Below are 26,312 nucleotides of genomic sequence, written 5' to 3' on the forward strand. Positions count from 1 at the left end.
GCAAATATAAATAAAAAAACAAATTGTTACAATTATAACAATAAAAAATTATGTTAAAAGTGATAAAAAGCGTCAGTAAGATGTTCAATTGCAAATGATTCCCCATTTTTATGGACCGCAATGATGTCAAAACGGATTTCTAAATCTTCCTGAAAATCCTTTTCCCTATCGTTTATGTAGGCATTTACTGCTTTAATGAGTAATTGAATTTTTTTTTGCTTAACAAAATCTTGCGGAGAACCAAAATCTAAGCTCGAACGGGTCTTTACTTCAATAATGGCTAAAATGGAATCTTTTTGAGCAATAATATCTATTTCTGCTTTCTGTATAACAAAGTTTCGTTCTATAATAGAATATCCGTTTTCTTCAAGATATGCAGCGGCGAGATCTTCGCCTAATTTTCCTAAATCATTATGTTCTGCCATTGTTTTTTTGTTTCAGGTTTCAAGTTTTAAGTTTTTTGCACGCAAAGATGCGAAGTTGCAAAGGATATTTAAAAACTTTGCGACTTCGCGTCTTTGCGAGATTTTATGTGGTATTGTTAGACTTGCTTAAAGTATAAGCAACGTATTATTACTTTTTAAAAGTGACGGTACTTCCAGAAGCAGTAACTTCCATCGTAACGATATTTCCCATAACAAGAGCTCTATTGTCTCTAATGTGTCCAGCAGGGAAATTAAAAATAACGGGAATATTGTATTTTTTGGTTACATCGTCAATAATTTCCAATGCATTTTTTCCCCAAGGCACTTCATTGTCTTTCATGCTTGTCATACCTCCAATGATAATTCCTTTTAGGTTTTCAATGCATCCGTTACGTCTTAGATTCATCATCATACGATCGATGTGATACAGATATTCATCTAAATCTTCTATAAATAAAATTTTATCCTTGCAGTCAATTGCAGACGGAGATCCTAATAAACTATATAAAATAGACAAGTTACCTCCAACTAATTCTCCTGTTGCACTTCCCAAACGGTTCATCGGAGTTGGACTCACAGTATAGGAAATAGGTTCGTTAAACAAAGCCGCTTTTAATGAACTTACAGCATCTGGAGTTGCTCTCGGAACGGTTACAGGCATAATGCCATGAATAGATTTATAACCCATTGTATTCAAATGATTATGTAGAACCGTTACATCACTAAAACCGATAACCCATTTTGGGTGCTGTTTGAATTTGGTAAAATCCAATAAATCTAACATTCTCACTGTTCCATATCCGCCACGAACACACCAAATTGCTTTAATATTAGGATTGTCCATTTGCTTCTGGAAATCGGCTGCTCTCTGTTCATCTGTTCCTGCCAATTGATTGTAATCCAAACCGATTGTTGATCCAATTACTGCTTCTAAACCCCAGCTGTGCAACAAATCTATTGTAGGTTTTAAATTGTCATCGATATTTTTTCTTGCTGTTGCTAAAAGCGCTACAGTATCTCCTTTTTGTAAATAAGGTGGTGTTATCATGTTTTGTTGAGATTGACAGTTGAATGATTGTAAAGCAAAAATAAGAAATGCGAGTTTACAAAAGACAAAGTGTTTCTTTATATAGTGAAAGCAGTTTTTATTCATTTTTTTCTTTTGCTTAAATTTATAAAATTAATTTTTAAGGTTTGGTAATTTATCCTCCGTATTGTTTTTGAAGTTCAGCCAAGAGTAGCATTAAACCTCTATCGGCTTCTTCAGATTGAACATTTGCAAAAAGTATGAAAGCTTTATTGATGTCTTTGCAAATATACACTTTGGTTAAAAATGTTCCTGGATTTCCGTAATGAAAAGAATATTTTAAACCTGAATTTTCATTTATTTCAGAATACCAACCAAAAGAAAATTCTGGAAAGCCAAAATGTATTTTATTAAATTCTTCTTCAGACAATACTTTTGATTTTCCTAATAAACCTTGTAATTGCATCTGAGTAAATTTGCAAAAATCAGGAAGATTTACATTGATATTTCCTGCTGATGAAAGCCAATTTAATTTATAATTTACGAACGGTTTTTCAGGCATCAAATTTTCATCATGTCCCCACGGCTGATTTATATCAGTAATATTTGGTTGTCCAAAACCGAAGTTAATATTTAGCTTTTTACCCAATTCTTGTACTAAAGTTTCATAACTTTTTCCAGTTGCTTTTTCGAGCATTAAACCTGCGGCAACAAAACTTGGATTGGAACCGTACCAATCTTGTTTCTCAGTAATAATTTGTTTTTGTTTAAAAAACCAGCTTATAAATTCATAACGCTGTTCTTGGTTGTTTCCTTTTATTTCTTTTTGTGTTGGAGTTTCATTTCCGTAAGACCAAGTTGGAATTGGTGCTCGAAAAGTTAAGAAGTCTTGCAAGTTTATATTATAAACTTCTGGATTACTTTCTGATTTTAATTCGGGGTACAAATCAAAGAATTTGGTGTCCCATTTTATCTTTCCTTCATTTACTAAAGTCGCAGCAATATAACCTGTGATCGTTTTTGTGATTGATCCTAAACGAAACTTGTCGTTAATTTTTGCTTTAAAAGAAGTTTGATAACGTTGAAATCCTAGGACGTCAATTTCAAAAATGGAATCTGATGAAACTACTGCGTATGCTAATTCGGGAATTTTGTATTCTTTTCGGATTTTCTCTGCCAAATCCCTGTTTTTTTGTCCATAGAAGTTGTTTATAAAACTAAAAAAGAAGGCTAAAAACAGTATTTTTTTCATTGTAAAATTGGTCAGATTTTTTAAGCAAGGTACAAGAGATTATTAGAGAAACAAATATAATAATCGGAAATTTAATTTAATAATTTTCCTACATTTGTTTTTGTTGCTATCATTAAATTTTCTTTATATGCCGCTCAAATTCAAATCTTGTTTGTTCTTTATTTTTTCATTTTTAGCTCTTTCTGGACAATCCAAAAAGTATAAAATACATACAGTTGCCTTCTACAATTTCGAGAACCTTTATGATACTGTGGATGATGCATTTACAAATGATAATGAATGGACGCCAAATGGAGCGCAACATTGGACAACAGAAAAATATCAGCAAAAATTAAAAAACTTAGCCAAAGCAATATCAGAAATTGGGACACCAGAAAATTCAAATGCGCCCACTTTAATTGGAGCAGCAGAGATCGAAAATAGAAATGTTTTAGAAGATTTAATAAAAGAGCCAAAATTACAGTCGCTAGATTTGGGAATTATTCACTTTGATTCACCAGATAAACGCGGTATTGATGTGGCGCTACTTTATCAGAAAAAATATTTTAGACCGACTTCTTATTCGAATATTCCTTTAATTATTTATAAAAAAGAAATTTCTAAAAAAGAAGAAGAAACAGAAGTTTTAGACGATGAAATTGAAGTTAAAAAAGAAAATAAAAATCGTGTTTTTACAAGAGACCAGCTTTTGGTTTCTGGATTTTTAGAAAATGAAGAAATTCATATTATTGTTAATCATTGGCCATCAAGATCGGGTGGAGAAAAGGCAACGAGTTTATTTCGCGAAGCAGCAGGTAAATTGAATAGAAAAATTATCGATTCATTACAGCAAATTAATCCACAAGCTAAAGTATTGACAATGGGAGATTTTAATGACGGACCATTTAATAAAAGTATAAAAGCTTGGTTAGGAGCAAAGGGCATAAAGACTGAAGTTTCAGAATTTGATGTTTTTAATCCGTTTGAAGAACTTGCCAATAAAGGTTTGGGAACTATTGCGTATCGTGATTCGTGGAATATTTTTGATCAGATTATCATGACAGCTTCTTTCGTTAAAACAGATTTTTCGACTTTTAATTTTTGGAAAGCAGGCATTTTCAACAGACCTTATCTTATTCAAAATTCAGGTGCCTATAAAGGGTATCCATTGCGAAATACACTCAGTGAAGCAGGTTTTAGTGATCACCTTCCAGTTTATGTGTATTTGATAAAAGAATTTTAATGGGATTCAGTCTCAGTTTTCAGCCACAGTAATCAGTTTAAGTAAAACTGAAAACTGCGACTGCGACTGAATACTTTTCACTACCTTAGCTTTTCATAAATTTTGAATAAAAATGGCTATAGCAAAACCTTTCAACTTAATTAAATGGATTGACGAAAACCGTCATTTATTAAAACCGCCAGTTGGAAATAAAAATCTTTACGTAGATTCTGGAGATTATATTGTAATGATTGTGGCGGGACCAAATGCAAGAAAAGATTATCATTATAACGAAACAGAAGAACTTTTTTATCAGCTAGAAGGAAGTATAAAAGTGGTAATTCAGGAAGATGGACAGCGTAAAGAAATGGAATTAAATGCAGGCGATATGTATCTGCATCCTGCAAAAGTGCCACATTCTCCTGTTCGTTCAGAAGGTTCGATCGGACTTGTAATTGAACGTAAACGTGCTGGACAAGGCTTTACAGATGGTTTGCTTTGGCATTGTGACAATTGCAATCATAAATTGTATGAAGTGTATTTTGAACTTCATAATATCGAAAAAGATTTCCTTCCTCATTTTGAACATTTCTACAATTCAGAAGAATTAAGAACGTGCGATAATTGTGGAATTGTTATGGAAACTGATCCTAGATTCACGGCTAAGAAATAATATTTTATTTGATAGAAATACGAAACGCGACAGGTTTTTAAAAACTGGCCGGGTTTATTTTGGTGTATTTTCATTCAAATAAGAAATTATTTTCTACATTTGTATCAAATATGAAACAAAAAACAATCAATTATGATACAAGAAATAATTGCATATAAAAATATAGTTGATAATATTGAAGGATTAATGGAAAAATCACCTTACAAGAAAAACTATATAATTGAAAAAGTAGGAATCCCTAGTCCAACATTCTATCGTAAACTGAAAACACAGTCATTTACTCCTGATGAAGTACTATCTATTGCTAAAATACTTTCTCCTGAAGAAAACTTTAGATTAGAATTAAAGGCAGATATTGAACAGGCTAAACGTGAGCTAGAAGAGGGGAATTTTATAACTCATGAGGATATGTTGCTTGAGTTAAAGAGAAAAGGAATAATCTAAAAAAGATCTAAGATTGTTAACGGTTTTTGTCGATTGTCATGAAACCTAATTAAATGAATTAAGTCTTTATTTATAATATAATAAAGTGATATATGCCTTGAAATTAATATTTCATTGCATTCTAAATCATTTCTAAATTTGCCTAGTAAAGGATTTTTAGAAATCAAATTAAGGATTAATAAAACTTCATTTACGAATTTTTGAGCAATTTCATTATTCCTGTAATGAATTAAATAATCTCGCGTTTTATAAAAAGTATAATTAGCTTTTGTTGACCAAACAATTTTCATCTTTCAAAAAATATTTGGCTAAAATATAAAAATAAACCTACAAGTAATTTGTTTTTACAAACTAAATTTCTTCCCCTGTTCAGGATAAATAATCTTTAATCCTAAATCATTTTGAGCTTTTAATTGCTCTTTAATTTTTGTAATATTCTTTGCAGGCGGTTTCAAATGTGTGATAATGATTTTAAAGTTTTCTAGAGAACCTTTTCCTGCTAAATCCTCTAGAATATGAAGTTCTTTCATTAAATAATTCGGAGTCAAATGACCAAACAAAAATTTATCTGGTTGTTCATTTGGAAACGAAACTTCAATAAAAATTCCTTTCAATTGTTTGGTTTTAACCAATGGAGCAACTGCAGTCCATAAATCGCGAAGATTATTGCTTTTTTCTACTTCATCTGGTCCTGTATCTCCTAAATATAGTGCATAATCATTCTCATTTTTAATTAAGAAAGCAGTACTCTCAAACGGATTAACATGGCTAAGAGAAAAAGCTTTAACCGTCATTTTGGTATTAGTTAAAGGAGTTTCTTCTCCTAGATTCAAGGTTTGAAAATGATATTTTTTTAAAGGAAAGCCAGGACCTGTATCTCCAAAATTAGCCCAAGTCTGATCGTTGAAATAATGGTTTTCCATCATTTCCATACATTTATTCGTTGCATAGACCGTTTTAGAAGAATCGGCAGGAGAGTTTATAATCAAACCCGAAACATGATCCAAATGTGCATGAGAAATTAAATATCCTTTGATGTATTTGCGTAAAACTTGGCTTGTAGAAACTTTAAAAGTTTTCTTTTCTATGGCTTTTTCGATTCCCGCATTTACAGTTCCAGCGTCAAGACAGATATAATCAGTTGTATTTGATGGAGATATTAAATAAGCAGAAAGATTTTTTTCATCAATACCGCCCATTACGCCTAATGGAACTATAGAAAAAGAGGGTTTTTCTTTTTGGGAAAATATATTGGTAGTAACTAAAAGAAAACAAAGCAAAAGCCTATTAAAAAGAGTCATGTTTTTAATTTTAAGTGCACAAATTTCATTAAATAAATTCAATAATGAGGTTTCGTTTCTGTTAATACTATAAAATAAGCTTAAATTTACTTTCATTTATGAATTAACTTCAATTGAAAATTAATTCTAAAACAATATCTTTACATAAAAATATAACAATTTTAACCAAAAAAGTTACAATGACAACAATAGCATCGCAATTTGGAATGAAGGAAGCTCTTGAAAAATTGGGCATCAAGACCATAAATGAAGGAACATCAACAGGAATTAATAATTTTTCTTCGGGAGAAATTCTAGATAGTTATTCGCCAGTTGACGGAAAATTAATTGCTTCGGTAAAGATGTCAACTGCTGAGGATTACCAAAAAGCAATTCAAACAGCTGCAGAGGCTTTTAAAACGTTTAGATTGATTCCTGCTCCACAGCGTGGTGAAATTGTACGTCAGTTTGGAGAAAAATTAAGACAAAATAAAGAAGCTCTTGGAAAACTAGTTTCTTACGAAATGGGAAAATCATTGCAAGAAGGTTTTGGAGAAGTTCAGGAAATGATAGATATCTGCGATTTTGCAGTTGGTTTATCACGCCAACTTCACGGGTTAACAATGCATTCTGAAAGACCAGGACATAGAATGTACGAGCAATATCATCCGTTGGGAATTGTTGGAATCATTTCAGCATTTAATTTTCCAGTCGCGGTTTGGTCTTGGAACACAGCTTTAGCATGGATTTCTGGTGATGTTTGCGTTTGGAAACCTTCTGAAAAAACACCTCTTTGCGGTATTGCTTGCCAAAATATCATCGCTCAAGTTATAAAAGAAAATAATCTTCCAGAGGGAATTTCGTGTTTAATAAACGGAGATTATAAAATAGGAGAGTTGTTGACTGCAGACACTCGTATTCCGCTTATTTCTGCAACAGGTTCAACTAGAATGGGGAAAATTGTTGCGCAGACTGTAGCAGGAAGATTAGGTAAATCTTTATTAGAACTTGGAGGAAATAATGCTATTATTGTGACTCCAGATGCCGATATTAAGATGACGGTTATCGGAGCTGTTTTTGGAGCTGTTGGAACGGCTGGACAGCGTTGTACTTCAACTCGTCGATTGATTATTCACGAAAGTATTTATGATAAAGTAAAAGATGCATTGGTGGCAGCTTACAAACAGTTAAGAATCGGAAATCCGCTTGACGAAAATAATCACGTTGGACCGCTAATTGACACTCATGCTGTAGAAATGTATGCGGCAGCTTTAAATAAAGTTGTAGCTGAAGGCGGAAAGATTCTTGTAGAAGGTGGAGTACTTTCTGGTCAAGGTTATGAAAGCGGCTGTTATGTAAAACCTGCGATTGCCGAAGCTGAAAATTCGTTTGAAATTGTGCAGCACGAAACATTTGCTCCAGTTTTATATTTAATTAAATATTCAGGCGAAGTAGAAAGTGCAATCGAAATTCAAAATGGTGTTGCACAAGGATTATCTTCTGCAATTATGACGAATAATTTACGTGAAGCAGAAAGATTTTTATCTGCAACAGGTTCTGACTGTGGAATCGCAAACGTGAATATTGGAACTTCTGGCGCAGAGATCGGTGGTGCTTTTGGTGGTGAAAAAGAAACTGGAGGCGGACGTGAATCAGGTTCAGATGCTTGGAAAATATATATGAGACGTCAAACCAATACAATCAATTATACTACGAATCTTCCTCTAGCACAGGGAATTAAATTTGATTTGTAAAAGTATAAAACTGAAAAAAGGCTTCCAATTTTGGAAGCCTTTTTAAGTTAAGTTTGGTTTTTATTTTTTAATTAGTGTTTGGTTTATTGATCCATCAACAGTAATAATTTTGGCTAAATAAGTACCAGGAATTAAACTGCTTGTATCAATACTCTCAGAGTTTCCAGAATTAATTACCAAGTTTCCAGAAATGTTGTATATAAGCACACTCTGAACTTTTTGTTCTGGATCTGATAAGAATAAAGTGCTTGAAACTGGATTTGGATATAAAACTATTTTTGATGATTCTGTACTTTCTTTTGCAGTAGTTTCAGCTCCAACAGCCATTCTTAAAGTACTTCCGCTATAAACAGTGCTAATGTAAAATAAGTTGGCAACAGAACCTTTTGTTATAGTGTGAGAACCTGCAGCAATTGAAGCAGTTACGATACCTGCTGATGCCGTGTAAGAAACATTATCTACTTTAATAGTTCCCGTAAAATTTGAATCGAAAACCAAAGTTAAAGTAGACGCACTTGTTGTTGTATACGTTATAGATGTGCTTGATTCTATTTTTAAACGCTCTGTTAATGTTAATCCGTTGTAAGTTACAGATCCAGGAGTTGAATTCATGTTTCCTGTAATAGAGTAGAATGTACTTGTTTTGCCAGATGTTGTAAAATTATGTAATTCAGATCCGCCACTTGAGCCTGTTGTCACCGTTATTGTTCCTGATGCCGTTACAGGAGTTCCTGCACTTCCTGAAGTTGTTACAGAATAAGACACGTTTGCAGTTGGAGTTCCCGTAATCGTGATAGTTTTTGCTGTTGTATTTTTTACAAAAGACAACCCAGAAGCAGGTAATCCTGTTACAGATGCGTCCGTTGCGTTTCCGCCCCAAGTAAAGACGATTGAAGCGATAGCAGTTCCAGAAGAAACAGTTTGGCTATTATTTCCTGTTGAAGTTAAAGTTTGGTTTCCAGCAGCAGTAACTGTTACAGTTCCTGAACCAGTGGCTGGGGAACCACTAGTTCCAGAAGTTGCAATTGAGTACGAAACTGTTGCAGTTGGCGTACCAGAAATAGTTATCGTTTTAGCTGTAGTATTTTTTACAAAAGTCAATCCAGAAGCTGGCAATCCAGTTACGGTTGCATCAGTCGCATCTCCACCCCATGTAAATACGATTGAAGAAATTGCTGTACCACTTGCAACAGTTTGATTATTGTTTGCGGAAGAAGTTAAAGTTAAAGTCTGCGTTCCAGCAGGCGGATTTCCTTCTCCTTGTACAGCAACTAAAGTTCCAGTGTAGTTGGTAAGAGCTGTTTTTAATGCCGTAATAACCAAAGAAGAAGTATCATCTGTAGCATTGTTAAATGTCCATTTTAGATCTCCACCAGATACACGTCCTGCATATTGAGTTGTTTTTGTTTTCGCAGCAGCAGGAGTATCGATAGTTAGATTTTTTACATACAAATTAGCATCTGTATCAAAGTTGTTGTAGGTATTAGCGCCCGATTTAGATTTTACAGCACTGCTTACCACTTCTCCTCTTGTTGTAGCTACATAAGCATCAAAATCTGTTGTAGAGCTTATTTTTCCTGATATATTGTATAACGGATTAGGATCGTTATAAGCTACAAAACGCATATTATTTGTTCCATTAGAAGCATCAAAAGTATTGTTGAAAGCTTTAATGCTTCCTCCAGCTTCACCAGAGAATGTTCCCATTGTTCCGGCATTATTTACTTGATTGGCTTCGTCCCAAATGTCAGAACCTTGAAGAGAAGTTAACATTGGATGTTTGCTGTTTCTGTAATAATTTCCTTCAACGAAAAGAGAAGAGCCCATAGTTGAACCTGCTCCATATTTAGAAACTCCGTCATAATAGTTGTTGTAAATATGTGCTGAATAATAGCGCACACGAGGGTGACGAGAATCGGAGTGATCAAACCAGTTATGGTGGTACGTGATGTACAATCCTGAAGTTGTTCCTTCGCTTAAGCCTAAAAGACTTGCTTTTCCATTATCCCAAAAGTGGTTGTAAGATAATGTAATATAAGTTGAAGTTTTATTGTCTAATGCTCCGTCACCTTTTATCTGGTCGGCATCGCTTCCTGCGTTTCCGTAAAATAAATCACAATTGTGAACCCATACGTGATCATTGTCTTGCTGCATTCCTACATTATCTCCTGCAGTACTATTACAGTTCATAAATCCAAGGTTGCTTACTTCTATATTTGAAGCCGATTTTAATCTAACTCCCCATCCGTTCGCTACAGCGTCGTCACCAATACCTTCAATTGTTACATAGCTAGAAGCATTGTTTGCATTTTCAATAACTACGTCGCCACCTTCCATAACCGTCATATCAGTGATATTTCCAATTAAACGAATGATAAACGGACGCGTATCTTTTCCTTTTTTAATGGCGTAAAGAATATTTTGAAGACCAATGCAAGGATTTGCGCTAGCTCCAGTAATATTCATCGAAATTGTGTTTTTGGTATTTTGTGTAATGTAAAGAATTACAGCATTGTCTTTAGGAGTTCCGTCAGCTTTGTATCCTCCAGGAACACGTCCGCCTTCAAAAGCAAATCCATTTCTGTCGTGTGCGGCTACTGTTAAATTGCCTGTTGTTGCTCCAGTTCCTTCAGTACCGTTTACAACAGGTTTTACTTTTACAGTATAAGTTCCTGCTTTAAGACCTGGAATATCGGCGCGAAAGTATGAACCATAACTTCTAATAAGTTGGTCATCTATTTTTTGGTCTGTAAATCCGTTTCCAGTATAATACACATTGTAGGTTTGGGCACCACTGACTGGCTGCCATTTTACAAAAGCAGATTCTAGCCAGCCAGAAGCTTCATTAATTTGAATGGTTTGGGCCCATAATTGAACTGTCATAAGAAAGACAGCCACGAAAAGTAGGTTTTTTTTCATAAGGTTTGTTTAAGATAGTTAATAAAATAAGCATGTGGTTTTTACTTACGATTCCAAGTGGTTTAATTGTAATCGATTACACAAAATTATATATTAATTTTTAATAGTATAATTTTTTTACTAAAAAAAAGAGGATACTTAAATTATTTAGCTTTTAAAATGTTGAAAATGTAATAAATTGCATTGATTGTAATTTATTACATATAATCAATTGATTGTGGAAAGCCGTATTTTTCTCGCTTTTAACAATTCGAAAAGTTTAAACAAAATGGAGATTGAGAGTCTGTAATTTTTTTTATTGCAATAAATTACATTTTAAATTTTGTAGGAAATGGATTCTTTTCGTGTTTTGAATAACAGATTATTCTTAGAAGTTTTGATATTTATAATCAAAAAAATTAATTGGTTGAAATAAAAAAGCCTTTCTGATTTTACTCAAAAAGGCTTTTGGATTATTTAAAACAGACTGTTAGTCTTTACTCGAAAGTTTTGATAAAAGTCTTAAGAATTCGATATACAACCAAACCAATGTAATCATTAATCCCATTGCTCCGTACCATTCCATAAACTTTGGCATTTTTTCTCTTGCACCTTTTTCAATTAAATCAAAATCCAAGAAAAGGTTAAGAGCAGCAATGATGATAACAAAAACACTAATACCAATGCTCATCATAGAATTTCCGTAGTGAACAGGAGTCCAGTTTGTAAACATAGAGACAGCCCAAGAAATTAAATAATAAGTTGCAATTGCCAACGTTGCAGCAACAACAACAGATTTGAATTGTTCTGTAACTTTTACAATTCTAAATTTATACAAACCAAGGCAAACTAAGAAAGTAACCAGAGTTGCACCAACTGCATTGATTACAATTCCAGGAAATTTTAATTCAAATATGGCAGAAATACCTCCTATAAATAATCCTTCAAATAATGCATATCCTGGAGCTAGGTAAGGAGATAGCTGTGGTTTGAACGAAGAAACTAATACTAAAATGAAACCAACAATTGCTCCTCCAATTGTAGGTAGCATCGGGTTCATTCCGTTAAAAGTCATCCACCATGTTACCATAGCGGCACCGCATAAAATAAGGAATAAGATTGCTGTTTTGTTGATTGTTCCAGACACCGTCATTTCTTGATTGTAATCAATAATCTGAGCTTGGTGTACTTCTGTTCTAGGTTCAGCATTTGATGAAAAACGCTTACTGTTTAAAAATGGATTTTTTGAATTAAAGTTCATATTTTAATACATTTAATTGAACTCAAATATATGGAGATTTTTTGAAGTGCAATCTTAGGAAAGATTTTTTTAACATGAATTTCTGTTCTTTATTTAGGGTATAAAAAAAATCCATTAAATAAATTTTAATGGATTTTCGAATATTTTAATTATTGAAATGATCTTATTTCAATAAGTCTAAAACTAATGATGGAAATAAACCTAATGCAATGTTTAAAACAATTGATACTACAGCTGTAGCATAAATAAGGAATGGTTTTCCTGTTCTTTCTTGATTAGGTTCTTTAGAATACATTGCGATGATCAGTTTGAAATAATATCCAACACTAATGATTGAGTTGATCACAGCAACAATTACTAAACCAATATATCCTGCTTGAATAGTTTGGTTGAATAAGAATAGTTTAGCAAAGAATCCAGAGAAAATAGGAATTCCGGCCATTGATAATAGCGAAGCTGTAAGAACAGCAGCCAATAGCGGATTTGTTTTTCCTAAACCGTGGAAGTTTGTAATATCTTCATTGTCATGATCTCTGCAAACATATAAGATTACACTGAAAGCAGCGATTCCTGCCAATGCATAAGCAGCAGTATAATATAGTAGAACTCCAGCAGAAGCAGAAACAGTCAATAATGTCATTAACATGAAACCTGCATGAGAAATTCCTGAGAAAGCAAGCATACGTTTTACGTTTACTTGTCTTAATGCCATAATATTACCCACAGACATTGAAGCAATAGAGATGATAACTACAATAACTTCAAACGTATGTAAAAGATCTTGGTTTTCTAAAGAAGAAATCACGTTCATTCCAGAAATCAACTTAAATAAAGTTGCAATAGCTACTACTTTTGCTAAAGTACTCATTAAAGCTGTTGTTAGAGCTGGAGAACCTTCGTACACGTCTGGAGCCCAGAAGTGGAAAGGAACAGCTGCAACTTTAAATAACATTCCGATAATCATTAAAATTAAACCAATAGGAAACCAGATTGGTAATTCTGCAGATAAAGCGCTTTCGTGAATTTCACTGATATCAAAAGTTCCCATTGCTCCGTAAATCAAACAGATTCCGAATAAGATAATTCCAGAAGCAAAAGACCCCATTAAGAAATATTTCATACCTGCTTCGTTACTCTTTATATTCAAACGATCGCTAGCAGCTAAAACATATAATGCAATAGACAAGATTTCGATTCCTAAGAAGAACATGGCTAAGTTTCCAAAAGAAACCATCGCTACAGCTCCAGCTAGTAAGAAAACTTTAATAGCAACATAATCAGAAATCTTCGTTGGATGATTTTGGTAAAAATTATGACTTAATGCTACAAGGAAAATAGTCAAAACGATAAACAATGATGAAAAAGCTGTAGAAAACTTACTCACTGCTATCATGTTGTTGTAATAACTTTGTTCTGCTCCAAATTCACAGTAATTAAGTGCCAATACGCCTAATAAACCCAAAATGGTAATAGGAACGATCGCCTTTCTTAAATTAAGAATTTCAAACAATAGGCAGAAAATACCCAATCCTGTTATAGCTATTAATGTATTCATTTTTATCTTTTTGATTTAGGATTTCAATTTTAAGCTTAAATCCTAATTTATTTTTTGTTTAAAATATTAGTTCTTATTGATAACTCGTAAAATGTTTTCCAAGCTTGGTGTAATCAAATCTGTGATTGGTTTTGGATAGAAACCAAAGAATAATAAAACTGCAATGATTACAGCAAATGAAATTCCTTCGTTTAGTGTAACATCTGCAAAAGCTTTAGAATTAGTTTCTCCTAACATTACATGCTGGAACATTCTTAACATATAGTAAGCACCTAGAATAATAGTAGTACCGCCAAGAATAGCAAACCAGATATTGATTTGAGATAAACTGTATAATACTGTAAACTCTCCAACGAAGTTAAATGTACTTGGTAATGCAACAGAAGCTAATACTAAGATTAAAAACATCGATGTGAATTTTGGAGATTGAGCACGGATTCCGCCCATTTCGCCAATTTCTCTAGTTTCGTATCTTCTGAAAATTACTTCAGCAGCAAAGAACAATCCCACTACAACAAAACCGTGAGCGATCATTTGCATAACTGACCCTCTAAAACCATCAAGCGTTAAAGTATAAGATCCAGCAGCAATTAATCCAACGTGAGCAAGAGAAGAATAAGCTAATAATTTCTTTAAATCTTTTTGTCTCAATGCAACGATTGATCCGTAGATTACACCTGCAATTCCTAAAGCAATAAAAATATGCATGTATTCTTTAGCTGCGATTGGTGCAAGTGGCAATTGCCAGCGAAGTACACTGTACAATCCCATTTTTAGCATGATACCAGATAAAAGCATTGTTCCAACTGTTGGTGCTTTTTGGTATACATTTGCTTGCCAAGTGTGGAAAGGAATAATTGGAATTTTAATAGCATAAGCTAAGAAGAAAGCCAAGAAGATCCAGAATTGCTCACAAGCAGATAATTCTAATTTGTATAAATCTTCGATTAAGAAAGAACCCGCTTTTGTGTATAAGTAAATAAAAGCAGTCAACATGAATAACGAACCTGCAAGTGTGTAAATAAAGAATTTAACCACTGCTTTTCTGCGCTCTTCAGCGTCACCATTACCCCAAATCAAAGCAATAAAGTAGATTGGAATAAGTGCTAACTCCCAGAAAATGTAGTATAAAAGACCGTCAGCTGCTAAGAAAGTTCCCGCCATGGCAAAAGCCATAAACAAGATTAATCCATAAAAGCCTTTTGCATTTTTATATTCATTTCCAAAAGAAGAAAATATAATAATCGGAGTTAAAGCTACGGTTAATAAAACCATTGCAAGTCCAAGTCCGTCACCATTTAAAGCGAATGAAATTTTAGGCTGATTGATCCAGCTGTTGATTACGCTGATATTTTCGCCAGCATTATAATTATTCAATAATACAATTGAACATCCTAAAGCTGCTAAACTAAATAATAAAGCAACTTTTGAAGCTAGTTTGTCACCAGAAAAATAAGTGGCAAATGCACCAATTAAAAGTATAATTAATATAGTAGAAACGTTCATAGTAATAATATTATTGAGCTAAAAATATATAGGAAACAATTGCACAAAGTCCTAAAACAAAAACAAATAGATATAATCCTATACTTCCGGTTTGTAATTTTTTTCCTTGGAAAGCAATTTCGTTTGCTATTTTACCTAATCCAAAAACAAGAGCAGATAATCCTGTCTCGATATAGTCTCTAAAGAATTTAGATAAACTATTAATTGGCTGAACAAATACTGCATCGTAAACTTCGTCTACATAATATTTGTTATATAAAACTTTGCTTAAACCAGTAATGTTTTCATCAGATTCTGGAACATTATCTTGTTTAAAGTATTTTACGTAAGCGATTAAAATTCCTAGTAATCCACCTAAAACTGCAACACCCATCAAAGTGTATTCAGTTGTGCCTAAGTGGTGTTCTTCTCCAGCTACTTTTGTGAAAAGAGGAGCAAGGTATCCATTTAACCAGCTGTTTCCAGGTAAACTGATCAATCCTCCAAAAGTCGCCAAAATAGCTAAGATGATAAGTGGAATAGTAATTAATGAACCACTTTCGTGTAAATGATGTTTTTGTTCTTCTGTTCCTCTAAATTCTTTGAAGAAAGTCAAGAACATTAAACGGAACATATAAAAAGCTGTCATGATTGAAGCAACTGATCCAACAACGTATAATGGAATACTGTGGTGGAAAGCTGTCAATAAAATTTCGTCTTTAGAAAAGAATCCTGAGAAAAATGGAACTCCTGAAATTGCTAATGAAGAAATTAACATTGTCCAGAAAGTGATTGGCATTGCTTTACGCAAACCTCCCATGTTACGCATATCTTGCTCTCCGTGTAATCCGTGAATTACAGATCCAGATCCTAAGAATAAACAAGCTTTAAAGAAAGCGTGAGTGATTACGTGAAAAACAGCTACTTCATAAGCTCCAAATCCTAATGCTAAAAACATTAAACCCAATTGTGAAACTGTAGAGTAAGCCAATACTTTTTTGATATCGTTTTGAACTAATCCAATTGTAGCAGCAACTAGTGAAGTGATTGCTCCAATAATTGCAATTACAGATTGAACATCTGTTGCAAGATCAAAAACAAAGTTTAATCTTGTTACCATAAAGATACCTGCAGTAACCATCGTAGCTGCGTGGATTAAAGCAGAAACTGGAGTTGGTCCAGCCATCGCATCAGGTAACCAAGTGTATAACGGAATTTGAGCAGATTTACCGCAAGCTCCAATAAACAAACATAAAGCTGCTAAAGAAAGTAATGGTAAATTTAAGTTAGTAGCTCCAGCAATTGCAGTTTGTAAAGTCGCATAATCTAATGTTGAGAACATTGAACCAATAATGAACATTCCGATTAATAAACCTAAATCTCCAATTCTGTTCATGATGAAAGCTTTTTTCGCCGCATCATTGTAATCTTGGTTTTTATGCCAGAATCCAATTAATAAGTAAGAACAAAGTCCAACACCTTCCCATCCGATGAAAAGAACTAATAAGTTGCTTCCAATTACAAGCGTAATCATGAAGAATACGAATAGATTTAAATAGGCAAAAAACTTATGCATATTTTCATCATCGTGCATGTAACTGATAGAGTATAAGTGAATCAAAGAACCAATTCCCGTTACGAAAAGTAACCAAAGAACAGATAATTGATCTAATAAAAATCCAAGATTGATTTTTAAGTTGCTAATTTGAATCCAATCAAATAAAGTAACCTGAATTCCTTTTCCAGTTGAAGTTATTTGATTAAAAAGTAAAAGAGAAACTACAAAAGAAATTGCTACGGCAATAGTTCCGATTGCACCAGAAACTGTTTTTCCTAAGCTTTTTCCAAAAAAGACATTTACTAGAAAACCTAGTAAAGGAGTTAAAACTAAAATTAAAGCTAAATTGGTATCCATTTCTGATTATCCTTTTAAATTTTTTAAATTATCGATACTGATTGATCCGATATTTCTAAAGATAGAAACTAAAATGGCCAATCCTACCGCAACTTCGGCTGCAGCAACCGCCATCGAGAAGAACACAAAAACTTGTCCTTGCGCATCTTGATGATAAGTTGAAAAAGCAACAAATAAAAGGTTTACCGCATTCAACATAATTTCGATAGACATGAAAACGATAATAGCATTTCGTCTGTACAATACACCAAAAATACCAATACAGAAAAGTACAACACTCAAAAAGATGTAGTTTTCAATACCTATTTGATTTAATATATTACCCATTATTTATTTAATTTTTCTTTTTTAGACAATAGAACTGTTCCAATCATAGCAACCAAAAGTAAGATCGAAGCAAATTCAAAAGGAACCATATACTCGTCCAATAGGATTTTACCTAAAACTTTAATTGATTGGAAATCTTCTCCAGTAGAATCGTATTCACCAACAATTGGTTTCGAATTAATAAAGATTGCAATTAAAACAATCAATATTAAACAGAAAGACACAATAGCGCCTAAACGTGTAATTCTAGGACGGTGAACTTCTCGCTGTTCGTTCAGGTTCATCAACATGATCGTAAACAGGAACAGAATCATAATAGCTCCGGAGTAGACTATTATATGTACAACAGCTAAGAACTGAGAATTTAATAGTAAATAATGACCAGCAATAGAAAAGAAACAGATCACTAAGTAAATAGCCGAGTGAATCGGGTTTCTACTGAAAATAGTCAAGAAAGCAGTAATAACGGTAATAAACGCTAAAAAGCAAAAGATAACTTGAATAGTTGTTGCGTGTGCAAAATCAGGAATATGTATCATTTAGTTCGCGTTTTTAAGTTGAGCATTTTTCAAAGCCATTTCTAAAGGCATTACTAATTTATCTTTCCCGAAAATGAAATCTTCTCTATTGTAGTTAGCAGGAACCAATACTTTAGATTCTGTTAAGTAAATAGCGTCTTTTGGACAAGCTTCTTCACATAAACCACAGAAAATACAACGAAGCATATTGATTTCGTAGATTTCTGCATATTTCTCTTCTCTATATAAGTGTTTTTCATCAGGCTTACGTTCTGCAGCTTTCATAGTGATCGCTTCAGCAGGGCATGATAATGCACACAATCCGCAAGCAGTACAGTTTTCACGGCCTTGCTCATCGCGTTTCAACATGTGCTGACCACGGTAAACTGGACTCATTTCACGAACCTGTTCTGGGTAATGAATGGTAACTTTTTTTCTGAAAAGGTGTTTTACCGTAATAAATAAACCTTTTACAATCGCCACAAGATACAATCGTTCAACAAAAGACATCTCCTTATTTGAGACCACCTTTTTTCTACCCGATAATGATATAGTTTCTATTGACATTTTTACTATTATAGTTTATGATTTACAATTTGATATCAATCAAATTCAAAATCTATTTTGTTTTTTATTTGAAGCTTGTTACGGTTCTTAGAATCCTAAAATTGCTGCAATATCGTGTCTTAAAATAACAACGCCCGTAATCATGATATTAATAATCGAAAGCGGAATTAAAATTCTCCAGCCTAAGTTCATTAATTGGTCATATCTAAATCTTGGAATAGTCCAACGTACCCACATGTAGAAGAATATGAAGAAACATATTTTTATAAATAATGCTCCAATTCCTAATAGGTTAGCTGCATTTACACCTACATTTTCTACCATCCACTGCATTCCTGGGTAGTTGTATCCACCGAAGAACAAAACAGAAATAATAGTAGAAGAGATAAACATACTTGCATATTCAGCAAATAAATAGAATCCCATTTTCATTGATGAATATTCTGTATGGTAACCTCCAATTAACTCGTTTTCACATTCTGCTAAGTCAAATGGAGTTCTGTTTGTTTCTGCAAACGAACAGATTAAGAAAATTAAGAATGATAACGGCTGATAAAAAACATTCCAGTTCATTCCTTGCTGCTGTAATGAGATTTCTTTTAAACTCATTGTTCCAGTCATCATCAATAAAGCAATAATTGATAATCCCATTGCAATTTCGTAAGAAACCATTTGAGAAGCTGCACGTATAGCTCCCATCAAAGAGAATTTGTTGTTAGAAGCCCATCCACCAATCATGATGCCGTAAACTCCAACAGAAAGAACTCCGAAAATGTATAATAAAGCAATATTTACGTCGGTAGCTTGAAGAATAATGTCTCTTCCAAAAAGATGCAAACGATCTCCCCACGGAATTACAGCACTTGTCATCAAGGCTGTACTCATCGCAATTGCAGGTCCAACTACGAATAAAAATCTATTTGGCGTATTTGGGAAAAACTCTTCTTTAGAGAATAATTTCATACCATCTGCAAGCGGCTGTAATAAACCTCCCCATCCAGCACGGTTTGGTCCAACGCGGTCTTGCAAGAAAGCAGCAACTTTACGTTCTGCCCAAGTAGAATACATTGCCATAATCATTGTTACCGCAAAAACGACAACAATAACAACACTCTTTTCTATAATAAATGCACTTTCCATTTCTTATTGTTTTTGGTCTTTATCAGTTAATGGAATTGCTGCCATACTAATTTTTTTACGGTCAATGTCTCTACCTAAAAGAATGTTCTTTTCTGTATCGATGGTAACTTTCTCTAATTTTTGAGTGTAGTTGTTTTGGTTGATTACAGAGTCTTTTTCAAATTCTCTTGGTCCTTCAATTACCCAGTCATTTACATCTTTGTGGTCAAAACGGCAGCTGTTGCAAATGAATTCTTCAACTTCATGGTACTCGTCTTTACGACCAGTTACACGCTGAATTTCTCCACCAAACATCCAAACTGTAGTTTTACCGCAACATCCTGGAGTTGTACACTCTCTGTGCGCATTATAAGGTTTGTTAAACCAAACTCTTGATTTAAAACGGAAAGTTTTGTCTGTTAAAGCTCCAACTGGGCAAACGTCAATCATGTTTCCAGAAAACTCATTGTCGATTGCTTTAGAAATACCAGTTGAAATATTAGCGTGATCACCACGGTCTAATACTCCGTGAACTCTGTTGTCTGTCAATTGATCTGCAACTTGTACACATCTCTGGCATAAAATACAACGGTTCATGTGAAGTTGAATATTTGGACCAATATCTTCCGGTTCAAATGTTCTTTTTTCTTCAATGTAGCGTGATTTCGGATTTCCGTGCTCAAAACTTAAATTCTGTAAATCACATTCTCCAGCCTGGTCACAAATAGGACAGTCTAATGGGTGATTGATTAATAAAAATTCTGTTACAGATTTACGAGCCTCAGTTACTCTTGCAGACGACTTGCTGTTTACTTCCATACCATCCATACATCCTGTTACACAAGATGCCATTAATTTTGGCATTGGTCGTGGGTCAGCTTCACTACCTTTAGAAACTTCAACTAAACAACAACGACATTTACCGCCGCTGCCTTTTAATTTTGAGTAATAGCACATGGCTGGCGGCACCAAATCTCCACCAATCATACGTGCAGCCTGCAGGATCGTTGTTCCTGGTTCTACGTCTATACTTTGACCGTCTATGGTTACTTTCATCTCTTTATGATTTGAATGTTGAAAGTCGGAATATTGAAAAGAATTGCTGTCCTTTTTAACATTATGAACTTTATAACTTTCTGCTTTTTATATTATACGACTACTTTACCGCCAACTAAATGTTTTACTTGTGAAAAAGGTTCAGCGACAAAGTGATCTCTATTTTTGATTTTTTCAGGGAAACGAACGTGATATTCGAACTCATCTCTAAAGTGACGAATTGCCGCAGCTACTGGCCAGGAAGCAGCATCACCAAGTGGACAGATTGTGTTTCCTTCAATTTTGCTTTGAATGCTCCACAATAATTCGATATCTTCTTCACGGCCTTGACCGTTTTCGATTCTCCATAAGATTTTTTCTAACCATCCTGTTCCTTCACGGCAAGGCGTACATTGCCCGCAAGATTCGTGGTGGTAGAAACGGGCAAAGTTCCAAGTGTTTCTAACGATACAAGCTGTATCGTTGTAAACAATAAATCCTCCAGAACCTAACATAGATCCAGTAGCAAAACCACCATCGCTAAGAGATTCGTAAGTCATTAAACGATCTTCGCCGTTTGCTGTTTTGAAAATCAAATCAGCAGGTAAGATTGGCACAGATGAACCTCCAGGTACAAATGCTTTTAGTGGACGATCAGAAGACATTCCTCCTAGATATTCATCAGAATTCATGAATTCGTCAACACTTAATCCTAATTCAATTTCGTAAACTCCAGGATTTTTGATATGTCCAGAAGCAGAAATTAATTTAGTTCCAGTAGAACGTCCGATACCAATTTTTGCATAATCATCACCAGAATTGTTTACAATCCATGGCACGGTCGCAATAGTTTCAACGTTGTTTACTACAGTTGGATTTGCCCAAAGACCAGAAACCGCTGGGAAAGGTGGTTTAATACGAGGATTTCCTCTTTTACCTTCCAATGATTCGATTAATGCTGTTTCTTCTCCACAGATATAAGCTCCAGCTCCACAGTGAACGTGAAGTTCAAGATCATAACCTGTTCCTAATATATTTTTTCCTAACCATCCGGCAGCTTTTGCTTCGGCGATTGCTCTTTCTAAGATTTTAAAAACCCACATATATTCTCCACGGATGTAGATATAAGATAGGTTGGCACCCAAAGCGTAGCTCGAAGTAATCATTCCTTCGATCAATAAGTGAGGAATAAATTCCATCAAATAACGATCTTTGAATGTTCCAGGCTCAGACTCGTCGGCATTACAAACTAAGTGTCTTGGTCTTCCTGATTTTTTATCAATAAAGCTCCATTTCATTCCGGCAGGGAAACCCGCACCACCACGACCACGTAATCCTGATTTTTTTACTTCTTCAGTAACTTCATCTGGAGTAAGTGTTTTTAAAGCTTTTTCTACAGAAGCGTAACCACCATTTTGGCGATACACTTCGTAGGTTTTAATTCCAGGAATATTGATTTTATCTAATAATATTTTTTGTGACATCTTATTTATCGTGTAATATTATTTTATCATCTCTACAATCAGCAATGATCTGATCGATTTTCTCTTCTGTCAGTTTCTCTTTGTAGAAATCTCCCAACTGCATCATTGGAGCGTATCCGCAAGCACCTAAACATTCTACACCAGCAATAGTGAACATTCCGTCTGGAGTTGTTTCACCCATTTTAATGCCCAATTTTTCAGAAGTATAATCCATTAAATCTTCGGCACCACGTAAGCAGCAACAAGAAGTCTGGCAGAATTCAAACATGTACTTGCCAATTGGCTTCTGGTTGAACATCGTATAGAAAGTAACCACTTCATAAACCTCGATTGGTTTTATCTGAAGAATCTCGGCAACTTTATCTTGCAATTCAATACTAAGCCAGTTGTTGTGTGCATCCTGAACTTCGTGCAAAACAGGCAATAAAGCCGATTTTTGTTTGCCCTCAGGATAATGACTGATTAATTCATTGATGCGGTTCATCAATGCCTCAGTCATGTTTATTTCTTGTTTGTAATGTTTACGTTCCATTTTTAATTTTAGATTTCAGATTTTAGATTTTAGATTTTTTCAATCTTTGTCTACAATCTATGATTCTTCAATCATTGTTTAAGTTTTAGATTCTTCAATCTGAATTTTTCAATTCCTAATTATAATTTTAAATCTAAATTCTAAAATCTGCATCCTCATTCAGCAATCTAAAATCTATAATCTAAAATCTATAATCTGTTAGGCGTCTAATTCTCCTGCAATTACGTTCAAACTTGAAAGGATGATAATTGCATCAGAAAGCATGGCACCTTTAATCATTTCTGGGAATGCTTGATAATAAATAAAGCATGGTCTTCTGAAATGTAATCTATATGGAGTTCTACTTCCGTCTGTTACCAAATAGAAACCGATTTCTCCATTTCCTCCTTCTACAGGGTGATAGATTTCTGCAACTGGTACAGGAACTTCTCCCATTACGATCTTAAAGTGATAAATTAAAGATTCCATAGATGTGTAAACATCTTCTTTTGGAGGAAGGTAGTAATCTGGAACTTCAGCATGGTATTCGTTTCCAGGAGGCATTTTTTCTAAAGCCTGACGAATAATGCTTAAACTTTCCCAAACTTCAGCATTACGAACACAGAAACGATCATAAGTGTCTCCTGATTTTCCAACAGGAACAATAAAATCAAAATCTTCGTAAGATGAGTAAGGTTGTGCAACACGTACATCATAATCAACGCCTGCAGCACGTAAGTTTGGACCTGTAAATCCGTAAGCCATTGCTTTTTCAGCAGTGATTCCACCAACATTTACAGTTCTATCAAGGAAAATTCTATTTCTCTCAAATAAGTTTTGGAATTCTTCCCAAACTGGTGGGAATTCTTCTAAGAATTTGTCTAGCTTTTTGAAAACTTCTGGAGACCAGTCTCTTTCAAAACCACCAATTCTTCCCATATTTGTAGTCAGACGAGCTCCACAAATTTCTTCGTAGATCTCGTAGATTTTCTCTCTAAATTGGAAAACGTATAAGAAACCAGTATACGCACCAGTATCAACACCCAAAATCCCGTTACAGATGATATGGTCTGTAATACGAGCCAACTCCATAACGATAACTCTTAAATATTGAGCTCTTTTAGGAACTTCAATGCCCAATAGTTTTTCTACTGTCATCCACCATCCCATATTATTAATAGGAGATGAACAATAGTTCATACGGTCTGTAAGAGGTGTAATTTGATAAAAAGGACGATTTTCGGCAATTTTTTCGAATGCTCTATGGATGTAGCCAATAGTTGGCTCAGCTTCAAGAATTTTTTCACCATCCATCAGTAGGATATTTTGGAAAATACCGTGTGTCGCAGGGTGTGTAGGACCTAAATTTAGTACAGAAAGTTCGCTTCCGTCTTCATTTAGTCTCTCCTTAATTATTTTAGCATAACGATGCTCTGGTGGTAATAATAGTTCTGACATTTTATAATGTTGAATTATTTTTTAGCAATTTGATGTTGTTCTTCCGAAGAATCTATCATCCTTATCTGTTCTTCCGCTGTCTTCCAATGGGAATTCTTTTCTCATTGGGTGAGACTGCATTTCGTCCATATTTAAAATACGTTTCAATTGAGGATGTCCTATAAAGTTAATCCCAAAGAAATCGTAAGTTTCTCTTTCCATCCAGTTTGAACTCAAGAAAATATTTGAAACCGATTTAATTTCTGGTTTTTCACCATTTAAGAAAACTTTGATTTTTAATCTTTTGTTTTCGTACCAGTTGTGTAAATGATAAACAACTGCAAACTGACGTTCTGTTTCGTTATCTGGATAGTGAATTCCGCATAAATCTGTTAAGAAGTGAAAACGTAATTCCGGATCATTTTTAAGGAATAGAATCAAGGGCGTGATTTTATCAGCCGAAGCTTCTAAAGAAAAAATATCTCTTTCTTGCTGAAAGTTAAAAACATCGTTATTAAATGTTTCTACAAGTTTGTCTTGAATCAGGGTATTTTCTAAGGCCATCTTATGAGATATTATATGAAGCTAATAATTCTTGGTATTCTGGTGAGCTTCTTCTTCTTACAGATTCGCTTTTTACCAATTCCTGAAGTCTCATAACTCCATCAACAATTTGTTCTGGTCTTGGCGGGCATCCAGGCACATAAACATCAACAGGAATTACTTTGTCAATTCCTTGAAGAACAGAATACGTATCAAAAACACCTCCTGAAGAAGCACATGCACCAACGGCAATTACCCATCTAGGCTCAGCCATTTGCTCATACACTTGTCTTAAAATTGGAGCCATTTTTTTAGAAATAGTTCCCATTACAAGTAACATATCTGCCTGACGAGGAGAGAAACTCACACGCTCAGAACCAAAACGCGCTAAATCGTAATGAGATGCCATTGTCGCCATGAACTCAATACCACAGCATGAAGTCGCGAAAGGAAGCGGCCATAATGAGTTAGCTCTTGCTAAACCAACAACATCACTAAGTTTTGTGGCGAAGAAACCTTCACCAGTAACTCCTTCTGGCGGCGCAACCATATTTACTTTTGAATCGCTCATTTTATTTTAGATTTCTGATTTTAGATTTTAGATTTTTTGTAATCTTAAAAGGTAAAATCAATTTTTTAAATCAGTACTTTAAATTTGAGTTCAAATTTTAAATCTCAATATTAGATAAATCTAAATATCAGATCTAAAATCTAAAATCGTTATTCCCACTCTAATGCTTTCTTTTTGATGATGTAAAAGAAACCAACTAAAAGCAAAGACATGAAAACTAACATTTTTAACATTCCTTCAATTCCTAAGTCTTTGAAGTTTACTGCCCAAGGGTAAAGGAAGATTACCTCTACGTCGAATAATACGAACAATATGGCTACTAAGAAGTATTTTACAGAGAATGGGATACGAGCGTTACCAACAGATTCGATACCACATTCGAAGTTTTTATCTTTAACTTCAGAGGTTCTTCTAGGTCCTAGTTTTCCAGAAATAATGATTGTTCCTACCACAAAACCAACAGCTAGAATAAACTGCATTAAAATAGGAATGTAACTGTATTGATCAGATTGCATAAACTTCGGTTTTATACTTAAAAAAAATGAGCCACAAAGATAACTTGGAACTCTGTAAAACACAAGCTAAAAAAGGATTTAAGTAGGGGGGTAAACCGTGTTTATGTCTAATTTTTATTCATTATAAATAACAATGAGTTATTTTAATATTTTTTTAAGATTTGGGCAAAAAAAAACGTCCCGATATTTTCGGGACGTCTTCTGAGACCATTCAGAGGCAAAAAAAAATAATTGCTATATTTTTCTTAGATCACTGCTACTTTAGCAGCAACTTTCCCTTTTCTTCCTTCTTCTTCTTCGTAGCTTACACGGTCACCTTCGCGTAATTCTTCCGCGTTAATTCCTGAAGCGTGAACGAAGATGTCCTTTCCTGTTTCTTCGTCTGTAATGAACCCATAACCTTTAGATTCATTGAAAAATTTTACTGTACCTGTACGCATTGTAATTGTAATAATAATTTATAATAAAACAAATGTAACATATAAAATAATACAAAAGACAAATACGTGTTAATT

Annotated in this window: 25 protein-coding genes; 4 read left to right on the top strand and 21 right to left on the bottom strand. The window is 34.0% G+C overall.

The genetic code is table 11. From position 1 onward, the window contains the following. Positions 1-53: 53 nt before the first annotated feature. From NU08_RS03830 to NU08_RS03840, 3 genes are all read right to left on the bottom strand, one after another. Complete coding sequence (locus tag NU08_RS03830) at positions 54-425, bottom strand: YraN family protein (RefSeq protein ID WP_129745935.1); 372 nt, start codon at positions 423-425, stop codon at positions 54-56. Positions 426-573: 148 nt separating this feature from the next. Continuing rightward, on the bottom strand, positions 574-1,473 hold the full coding sequence (locus NU08_RS03835) for an LD-carboxypeptidase (RefSeq protein WP_129745936.1): 900 nt from the start codon (positions 1,471-1,473) through the stop codon (positions 574-576). Between the two features lie 154 nt (positions 1,474-1,627). Continuing rightward, on the bottom strand, positions 1,628-2,632 hold the full coding sequence (locus NU08_RS03840) for a serine hydrolase domain-containing protein (RefSeq protein WP_165352403.1): 1,005 nt from the start codon (positions 2,630-2,632) through the stop codon (positions 1,628-1,630). A gap of 199 nt (positions 2,633-2,831) precedes the next feature. Between NU08_RS03840 and NU08_RS03845 the strand changes: the two genes are divergently transcribed. From NU08_RS03845 to NU08_RS03855, 3 genes are all read left to right on the top strand, one after another. Then, positions 2,832-3,926, top strand: coding sequence for an endonuclease/exonuclease/phosphatase family protein (locus NU08_RS03845; RefSeq protein ID WP_129745938.1), 1,095 nt, complete (start codon positions 2,832-2,834; stop codon positions 3,924-3,926). 112 nt (positions 3,927-4,038) lie between these two features. After that, a complete protein-coding gene (locus NU08_RS03850) occupies positions 4,039-4,578 on the top strand; it encodes a 3-hydroxyanthranilate 3,4-dioxygenase (protein ID WP_129745939.1) in 540 nt (179 codons plus the stop codon). 132 nt (positions 4,579-4,710) lie between these two features. Further along, positions 4,711-5,022 (top strand): hypothetical protein, encoded by a 312-nt coding sequence (locus tag NU08_RS03855; protein WP_129745940.1) that lies wholly within the window; start codon positions 4,711-4,713, stop codon positions 5,020-5,022. Between the two features lie 344 nt (positions 5,023-5,366). Here the strand turns inward: NU08_RS03855 and NU08_RS03865 are convergent, their stop codons facing one another. Then, on the bottom strand, positions 5,367-6,323 hold the full coding sequence (locus NU08_RS03865) for an MBL fold metallo-hydrolase (RefSeq protein ID WP_129746217.1): 957 nt from the start codon (positions 6,321-6,323) through the stop codon (positions 5,367-5,369). A 179-nt stretch (positions 6,324-6,502) separates the two neighbouring features. On the opposite strand from NU08_RS03865, the gene NU08_RS03870 reads away from it, so the two are divergent. Then, positions 6,503-8,056, top strand: a complete 1,554-nt coding sequence (locus NU08_RS03870; protein WP_129745942.1) for an aldehyde dehydrogenase family protein — start codon at positions 6,503-6,505, stop codon at positions 8,054-8,056. A gap of 60 nt (positions 8,057-8,116) precedes the next feature. Here NU08_RS03870 and NU08_RS03875 read toward each other — a convergent pair whose 3' ends face one another. From NU08_RS03875 to NU08_RS03955, 17 genes are all read right to left on the bottom strand, one after another. Continuing rightward, positions 8,117-10,975, bottom strand: coding sequence for a T9SS type A sorting domain-containing protein (locus tag NU08_RS03875; RefSeq protein ID WP_129745943.1), 2,859 nt, complete (start codon positions 10,973-10,975; stop codon positions 8,117-8,119). A 469-nt stretch (positions 10,976-11,444) separates the two neighbouring features. Continuing rightward, positions 11,445-12,215, bottom strand: coding sequence for a Bax inhibitor-1/YccA family protein (locus NU08_RS03880; RefSeq protein WP_129745944.1), 771 nt, complete (start codon positions 12,213-12,215; stop codon positions 11,445-11,447). Between the two features lie 163 nt (positions 12,216-12,378). Beyond that, on the bottom strand, positions 12,379-13,770 hold the full coding sequence (locus tag NU08_RS03885) for an NADH-quinone oxidoreductase subunit N (RefSeq protein ID WP_129745945.1): 1,392 nt from the start codon (positions 13,768-13,770) through the stop codon (positions 12,379-12,381). Positions 13,771-13,836: 66 nt separating this feature from the next. Beyond that, the gene (locus tag NU08_RS03890) at positions 13,837-15,276 is read right to left on the bottom strand and encodes a NuoM family protein (RefSeq protein WP_129745946.1); all 1,440 of its coding nucleotides are present in this window, start codon (positions 15,274-15,276) and stop codon (positions 13,837-13,839) included. 10 nt (positions 15,277-15,286) lie between these two features. Beyond that, complete coding sequence (gene nuoL / locus NU08_RS03895) at positions 15,287-17,170, bottom strand: NADH-quinone oxidoreductase subunit L (protein ID WP_129745947.1); 1,884 nt, start codon at positions 17,168-17,170, stop codon at positions 15,287-15,289. A gap of 6 nt (positions 17,171-17,176) precedes the next feature. Then, a complete protein-coding gene (nuoK, locus tag NU08_RS03900) occupies positions 17,177-17,497 on the bottom strand; it encodes an NADH-quinone oxidoreductase subunit NuoK (protein ID WP_008466103.1) in 321 nt (106 codons plus the stop codon). Beyond that, on the bottom strand, positions 17,497-18,036 hold the full coding sequence (locus NU08_RS03905; protein WP_066033069.1) for an NADH-quinone oxidoreductase subunit J: 540 nt from the start codon (positions 18,034-18,036) through the stop codon (positions 17,497-17,499). Before NU08_RS03905 ends, nuoK begins: the two co-directional genes overlap by 1 nt. Then, a complete protein-coding gene (locus tag NU08_RS03910) occupies positions 18,037-18,582 on the bottom strand; it encodes a NuoI/complex I 23 kDa subunit family protein (RefSeq protein WP_129745948.1) in 546 nt (181 codons plus the stop codon). It abuts the gene before it with no gap. 87 nt (positions 18,583-18,669) lie between these two features. Further along, entirely contained in the window at positions 18,670-19,722 is a 1,053-nt protein-coding gene (gene nuoH / locus NU08_RS03915) for an NADH-quinone oxidoreductase subunit NuoH (RefSeq protein ID WP_129745949.1), read from the bottom strand. 3 nt (positions 19,723-19,725) lie between these two features. Beyond that, positions 19,726-20,757, bottom strand: a complete 1,032-nt coding sequence (locus NU08_RS03920) for a 2Fe-2S iron-sulfur cluster-binding protein (RefSeq protein ID WP_129745950.1) — start codon at positions 20,755-20,757, stop codon at positions 19,726-19,728. A gap of 92 nt (positions 20,758-20,849) precedes the next feature. After that, positions 20,850-22,220 (bottom strand): NADH-quinone oxidoreductase subunit NuoF, encoded by a 1,371-nt coding sequence (gene nuoF, locus NU08_RS03925; protein ID WP_129745951.1) that lies wholly within the window; start codon positions 22,218-22,220, stop codon positions 20,850-20,852. A 1-nt stretch (position 22,221) separates the two neighbouring features. Next, the gene (locus NU08_RS03930) at positions 22,222-22,752 is read right to left on the bottom strand and encodes a complex I 24 kDa subunit family protein (RefSeq protein WP_057115709.1); all 531 of its coding nucleotides are present in this window, start codon (positions 22,750-22,752) and stop codon (positions 22,222-22,224) included. Between the two features lie 198 nt (positions 22,753-22,950). Next, positions 22,951-24,189: an NADH-quinone oxidoreductase subunit D gene (locus NU08_RS03935; RefSeq protein ID WP_129745952.1), complete on the bottom strand. Its 1,239-nt coding sequence runs from the start codon at positions 24,187-24,189 to the stop codon at positions 22,951-22,953. A 21-nt stretch (positions 24,190-24,210) separates the two neighbouring features. Next, positions 24,211-24,732, bottom strand: a complete 522-nt coding sequence (locus tag NU08_RS03940; protein WP_129745953.1) for an NADH-quinone oxidoreductase subunit C — start codon at positions 24,730-24,732, stop codon at positions 24,211-24,213. 1 nt (position 24,733) lies between these two features. After that, the gene (locus NU08_RS03945) at positions 24,734-25,282 is read right to left on the bottom strand and encodes an NADH-quinone oxidoreductase subunit B (RefSeq protein WP_129745954.1); all 549 of its coding nucleotides are present in this window, start codon (positions 25,280-25,282) and stop codon (positions 24,734-24,736) included. Positions 25,283-25,431: 149 nt separating this feature from the next. Next, positions 25,432-25,797 carry an NADH-quinone oxidoreductase subunit A gene (locus tag NU08_RS03950; protein WP_095929654.1) on the bottom strand — a complete coding sequence of 122 codons (366 nt, stop codon included), beginning with the start codon at positions 25,795-25,797 and terminating at the stop codon, positions 25,432-25,434. 245 nt (positions 25,798-26,042) lie between these two features. Further along, on the bottom strand, positions 26,043-26,237 hold the full coding sequence (locus tag NU08_RS03955) for a cold-shock protein (RefSeq protein ID WP_007137066.1): 195 nt from the start codon (positions 26,235-26,237) through the stop codon (positions 26,043-26,045). Between the last annotated feature and the right edge of the window lie 75 nt (positions 26,238-26,312).

This window comes from Flavobacterium anhuiense, assembly GCF_004151235.1.
GTDB lineage: Bacteria > Bacteroidota > Bacteroidia > Flavobacteriales > Flavobacteriaceae > Flavobacterium > Flavobacterium anhuiense_A.

Coding starts and splice junctions, on each gene's coding strand:
- NU08_RS03940 (WP_129745953.1), bottom strand. CDS start 24,732: ATGGCCTTAGAAAATACCCTGATTCAAGACAAACTTGTAGAAACATTT.
- nuoH (WP_129745949.1), bottom strand. CDS start 19,722: ATGGAAAGTGCATTTATTATAGAAAAGAGTGTTGTTATTGTTGTCGTT.
- NU08_RS03850 (WP_129745939.1), top strand. CDS start 4,039: ATGGCTATAGCAAAACCTTTCAACTTAATTAAATGGATTGACGAAAAC.
- NU08_RS03930 (WP_057115709.1), bottom strand. CDS start 22,752: ATGGAACGTAAACATTACAAACAAGAAATAAACATGACTGAGGCATTG.
- NU08_RS03905 (WP_066033069.1), bottom strand. CDS start 18,036: ATGATACATATTCCTGATTTTGCACACGCAACAACTATTCAAGTTATC.
- NU08_RS03945 (WP_129745954.1), bottom strand. CDS start 25,282: ATGAGCGATTCAAAAGTAAATATGGTTGCGCCGCCAGAAGGAGTTACT.
- nuoF (WP_129745951.1), bottom strand. CDS start 22,220: ATGTCACAAAAAATATTATTAGATAAAATCAATATTCCTGGAATTAAA.
- NU08_RS03875 (WP_129745943.1), bottom strand. CDS start 10,975: ATGAAAAAAAACCTACTTTTCGTGGCTGTCTTTCTTATGACAGTTCAA.
- NU08_RS03890 (WP_129745946.1), bottom strand. CDS start 15,276: ATGAACGTTTCTACTATATTAATTATACTTTTAATTGGTGCATTTGCC.
- NU08_RS03955 (WP_007137066.1), bottom strand. CDS start 26,237: ATGCGTACAGGTACAGTAAAATTTTTCAATGAATCTAAAGGTTATGGG.
- NU08_RS03910 (WP_129745948.1), bottom strand. CDS start 18,582: ATGTCAATAGAAACTATATCATTATCGGGTAGAAAAAAGGTGGTCTCA.
- NU08_RS03865 (WP_129746217.1), bottom strand. CDS start 6,323: ATGACTCTTTTTAATAGGCTTTTGCTTTGTTTTCTTTTAGTTACTACC.
- NU08_RS03830 (WP_129745935.1), bottom strand. CDS start 425: ATGGCAGAACATAATGATTTAGGAAAATTAGGCGAAGATCTCGCCGCT.
- NU08_RS03950 (WP_095929654.1), bottom strand. CDS start 25,797: ATGCAATCTGATCAATACAGTTACATTCCTATTTTAATGCAGTTTATT.
- nuoL (WP_129745947.1), bottom strand. CDS start 17,170: ATGGATACCAATTTAGCTTTAATTTTAGTTTTAACTCCTTTACTAGGT.
- NU08_RS03885 (WP_129745945.1), bottom strand. CDS start 13,770: ATGAATACATTAATAGCTATAACAGGATTGGGTATTTTCTGCCTATTG.
- NU08_RS03870 (WP_129745942.1), top strand. CDS start 6,503: ATGACAACAATAGCATCGCAATTTGGAATGAAGGAAGCTCTTGAAAAA.
- NU08_RS03920 (WP_129745950.1), bottom strand. CDS start 20,757: ATGAAAGTAACCATAGACGGTCAAAGTATAGACGTAGAACCAGGAACA.
- NU08_RS03835 (WP_129745936.1), bottom strand. CDS start 1,473: ATGATAACACCACCTTATTTACAAAAAGGAGATACTGTAGCGCTTTTA.
- NU08_RS03855 (WP_129745940.1), top strand. CDS start 4,711: ATGATACAAGAAATAATTGCATATAAAAATATAGTTGATAATATTGAA.
- NU08_RS03845 (WP_129745938.1), top strand. CDS start 2,832: ATGCCGCTCAAATTCAAATCTTGTTTGTTCTTTATTTTTTCATTTTTA.
- NU08_RS03880 (WP_129745944.1), bottom strand. CDS start 12,215: ATGAACTTTAATTCAAAAAATCCATTTTTAAACAGTAAGCGTTTTTCA.
- nuoK (WP_008466103.1), bottom strand. CDS start 17,497: ATGGGTAATATATTAAATCAAATAGGTATTGAAAACTACATCTTTTTG.
- NU08_RS03935 (WP_129745952.1), bottom strand. CDS start 24,189: ATGTCAGAACTATTATTACCACCAGAGCATCGTTATGCTAAAATAATT.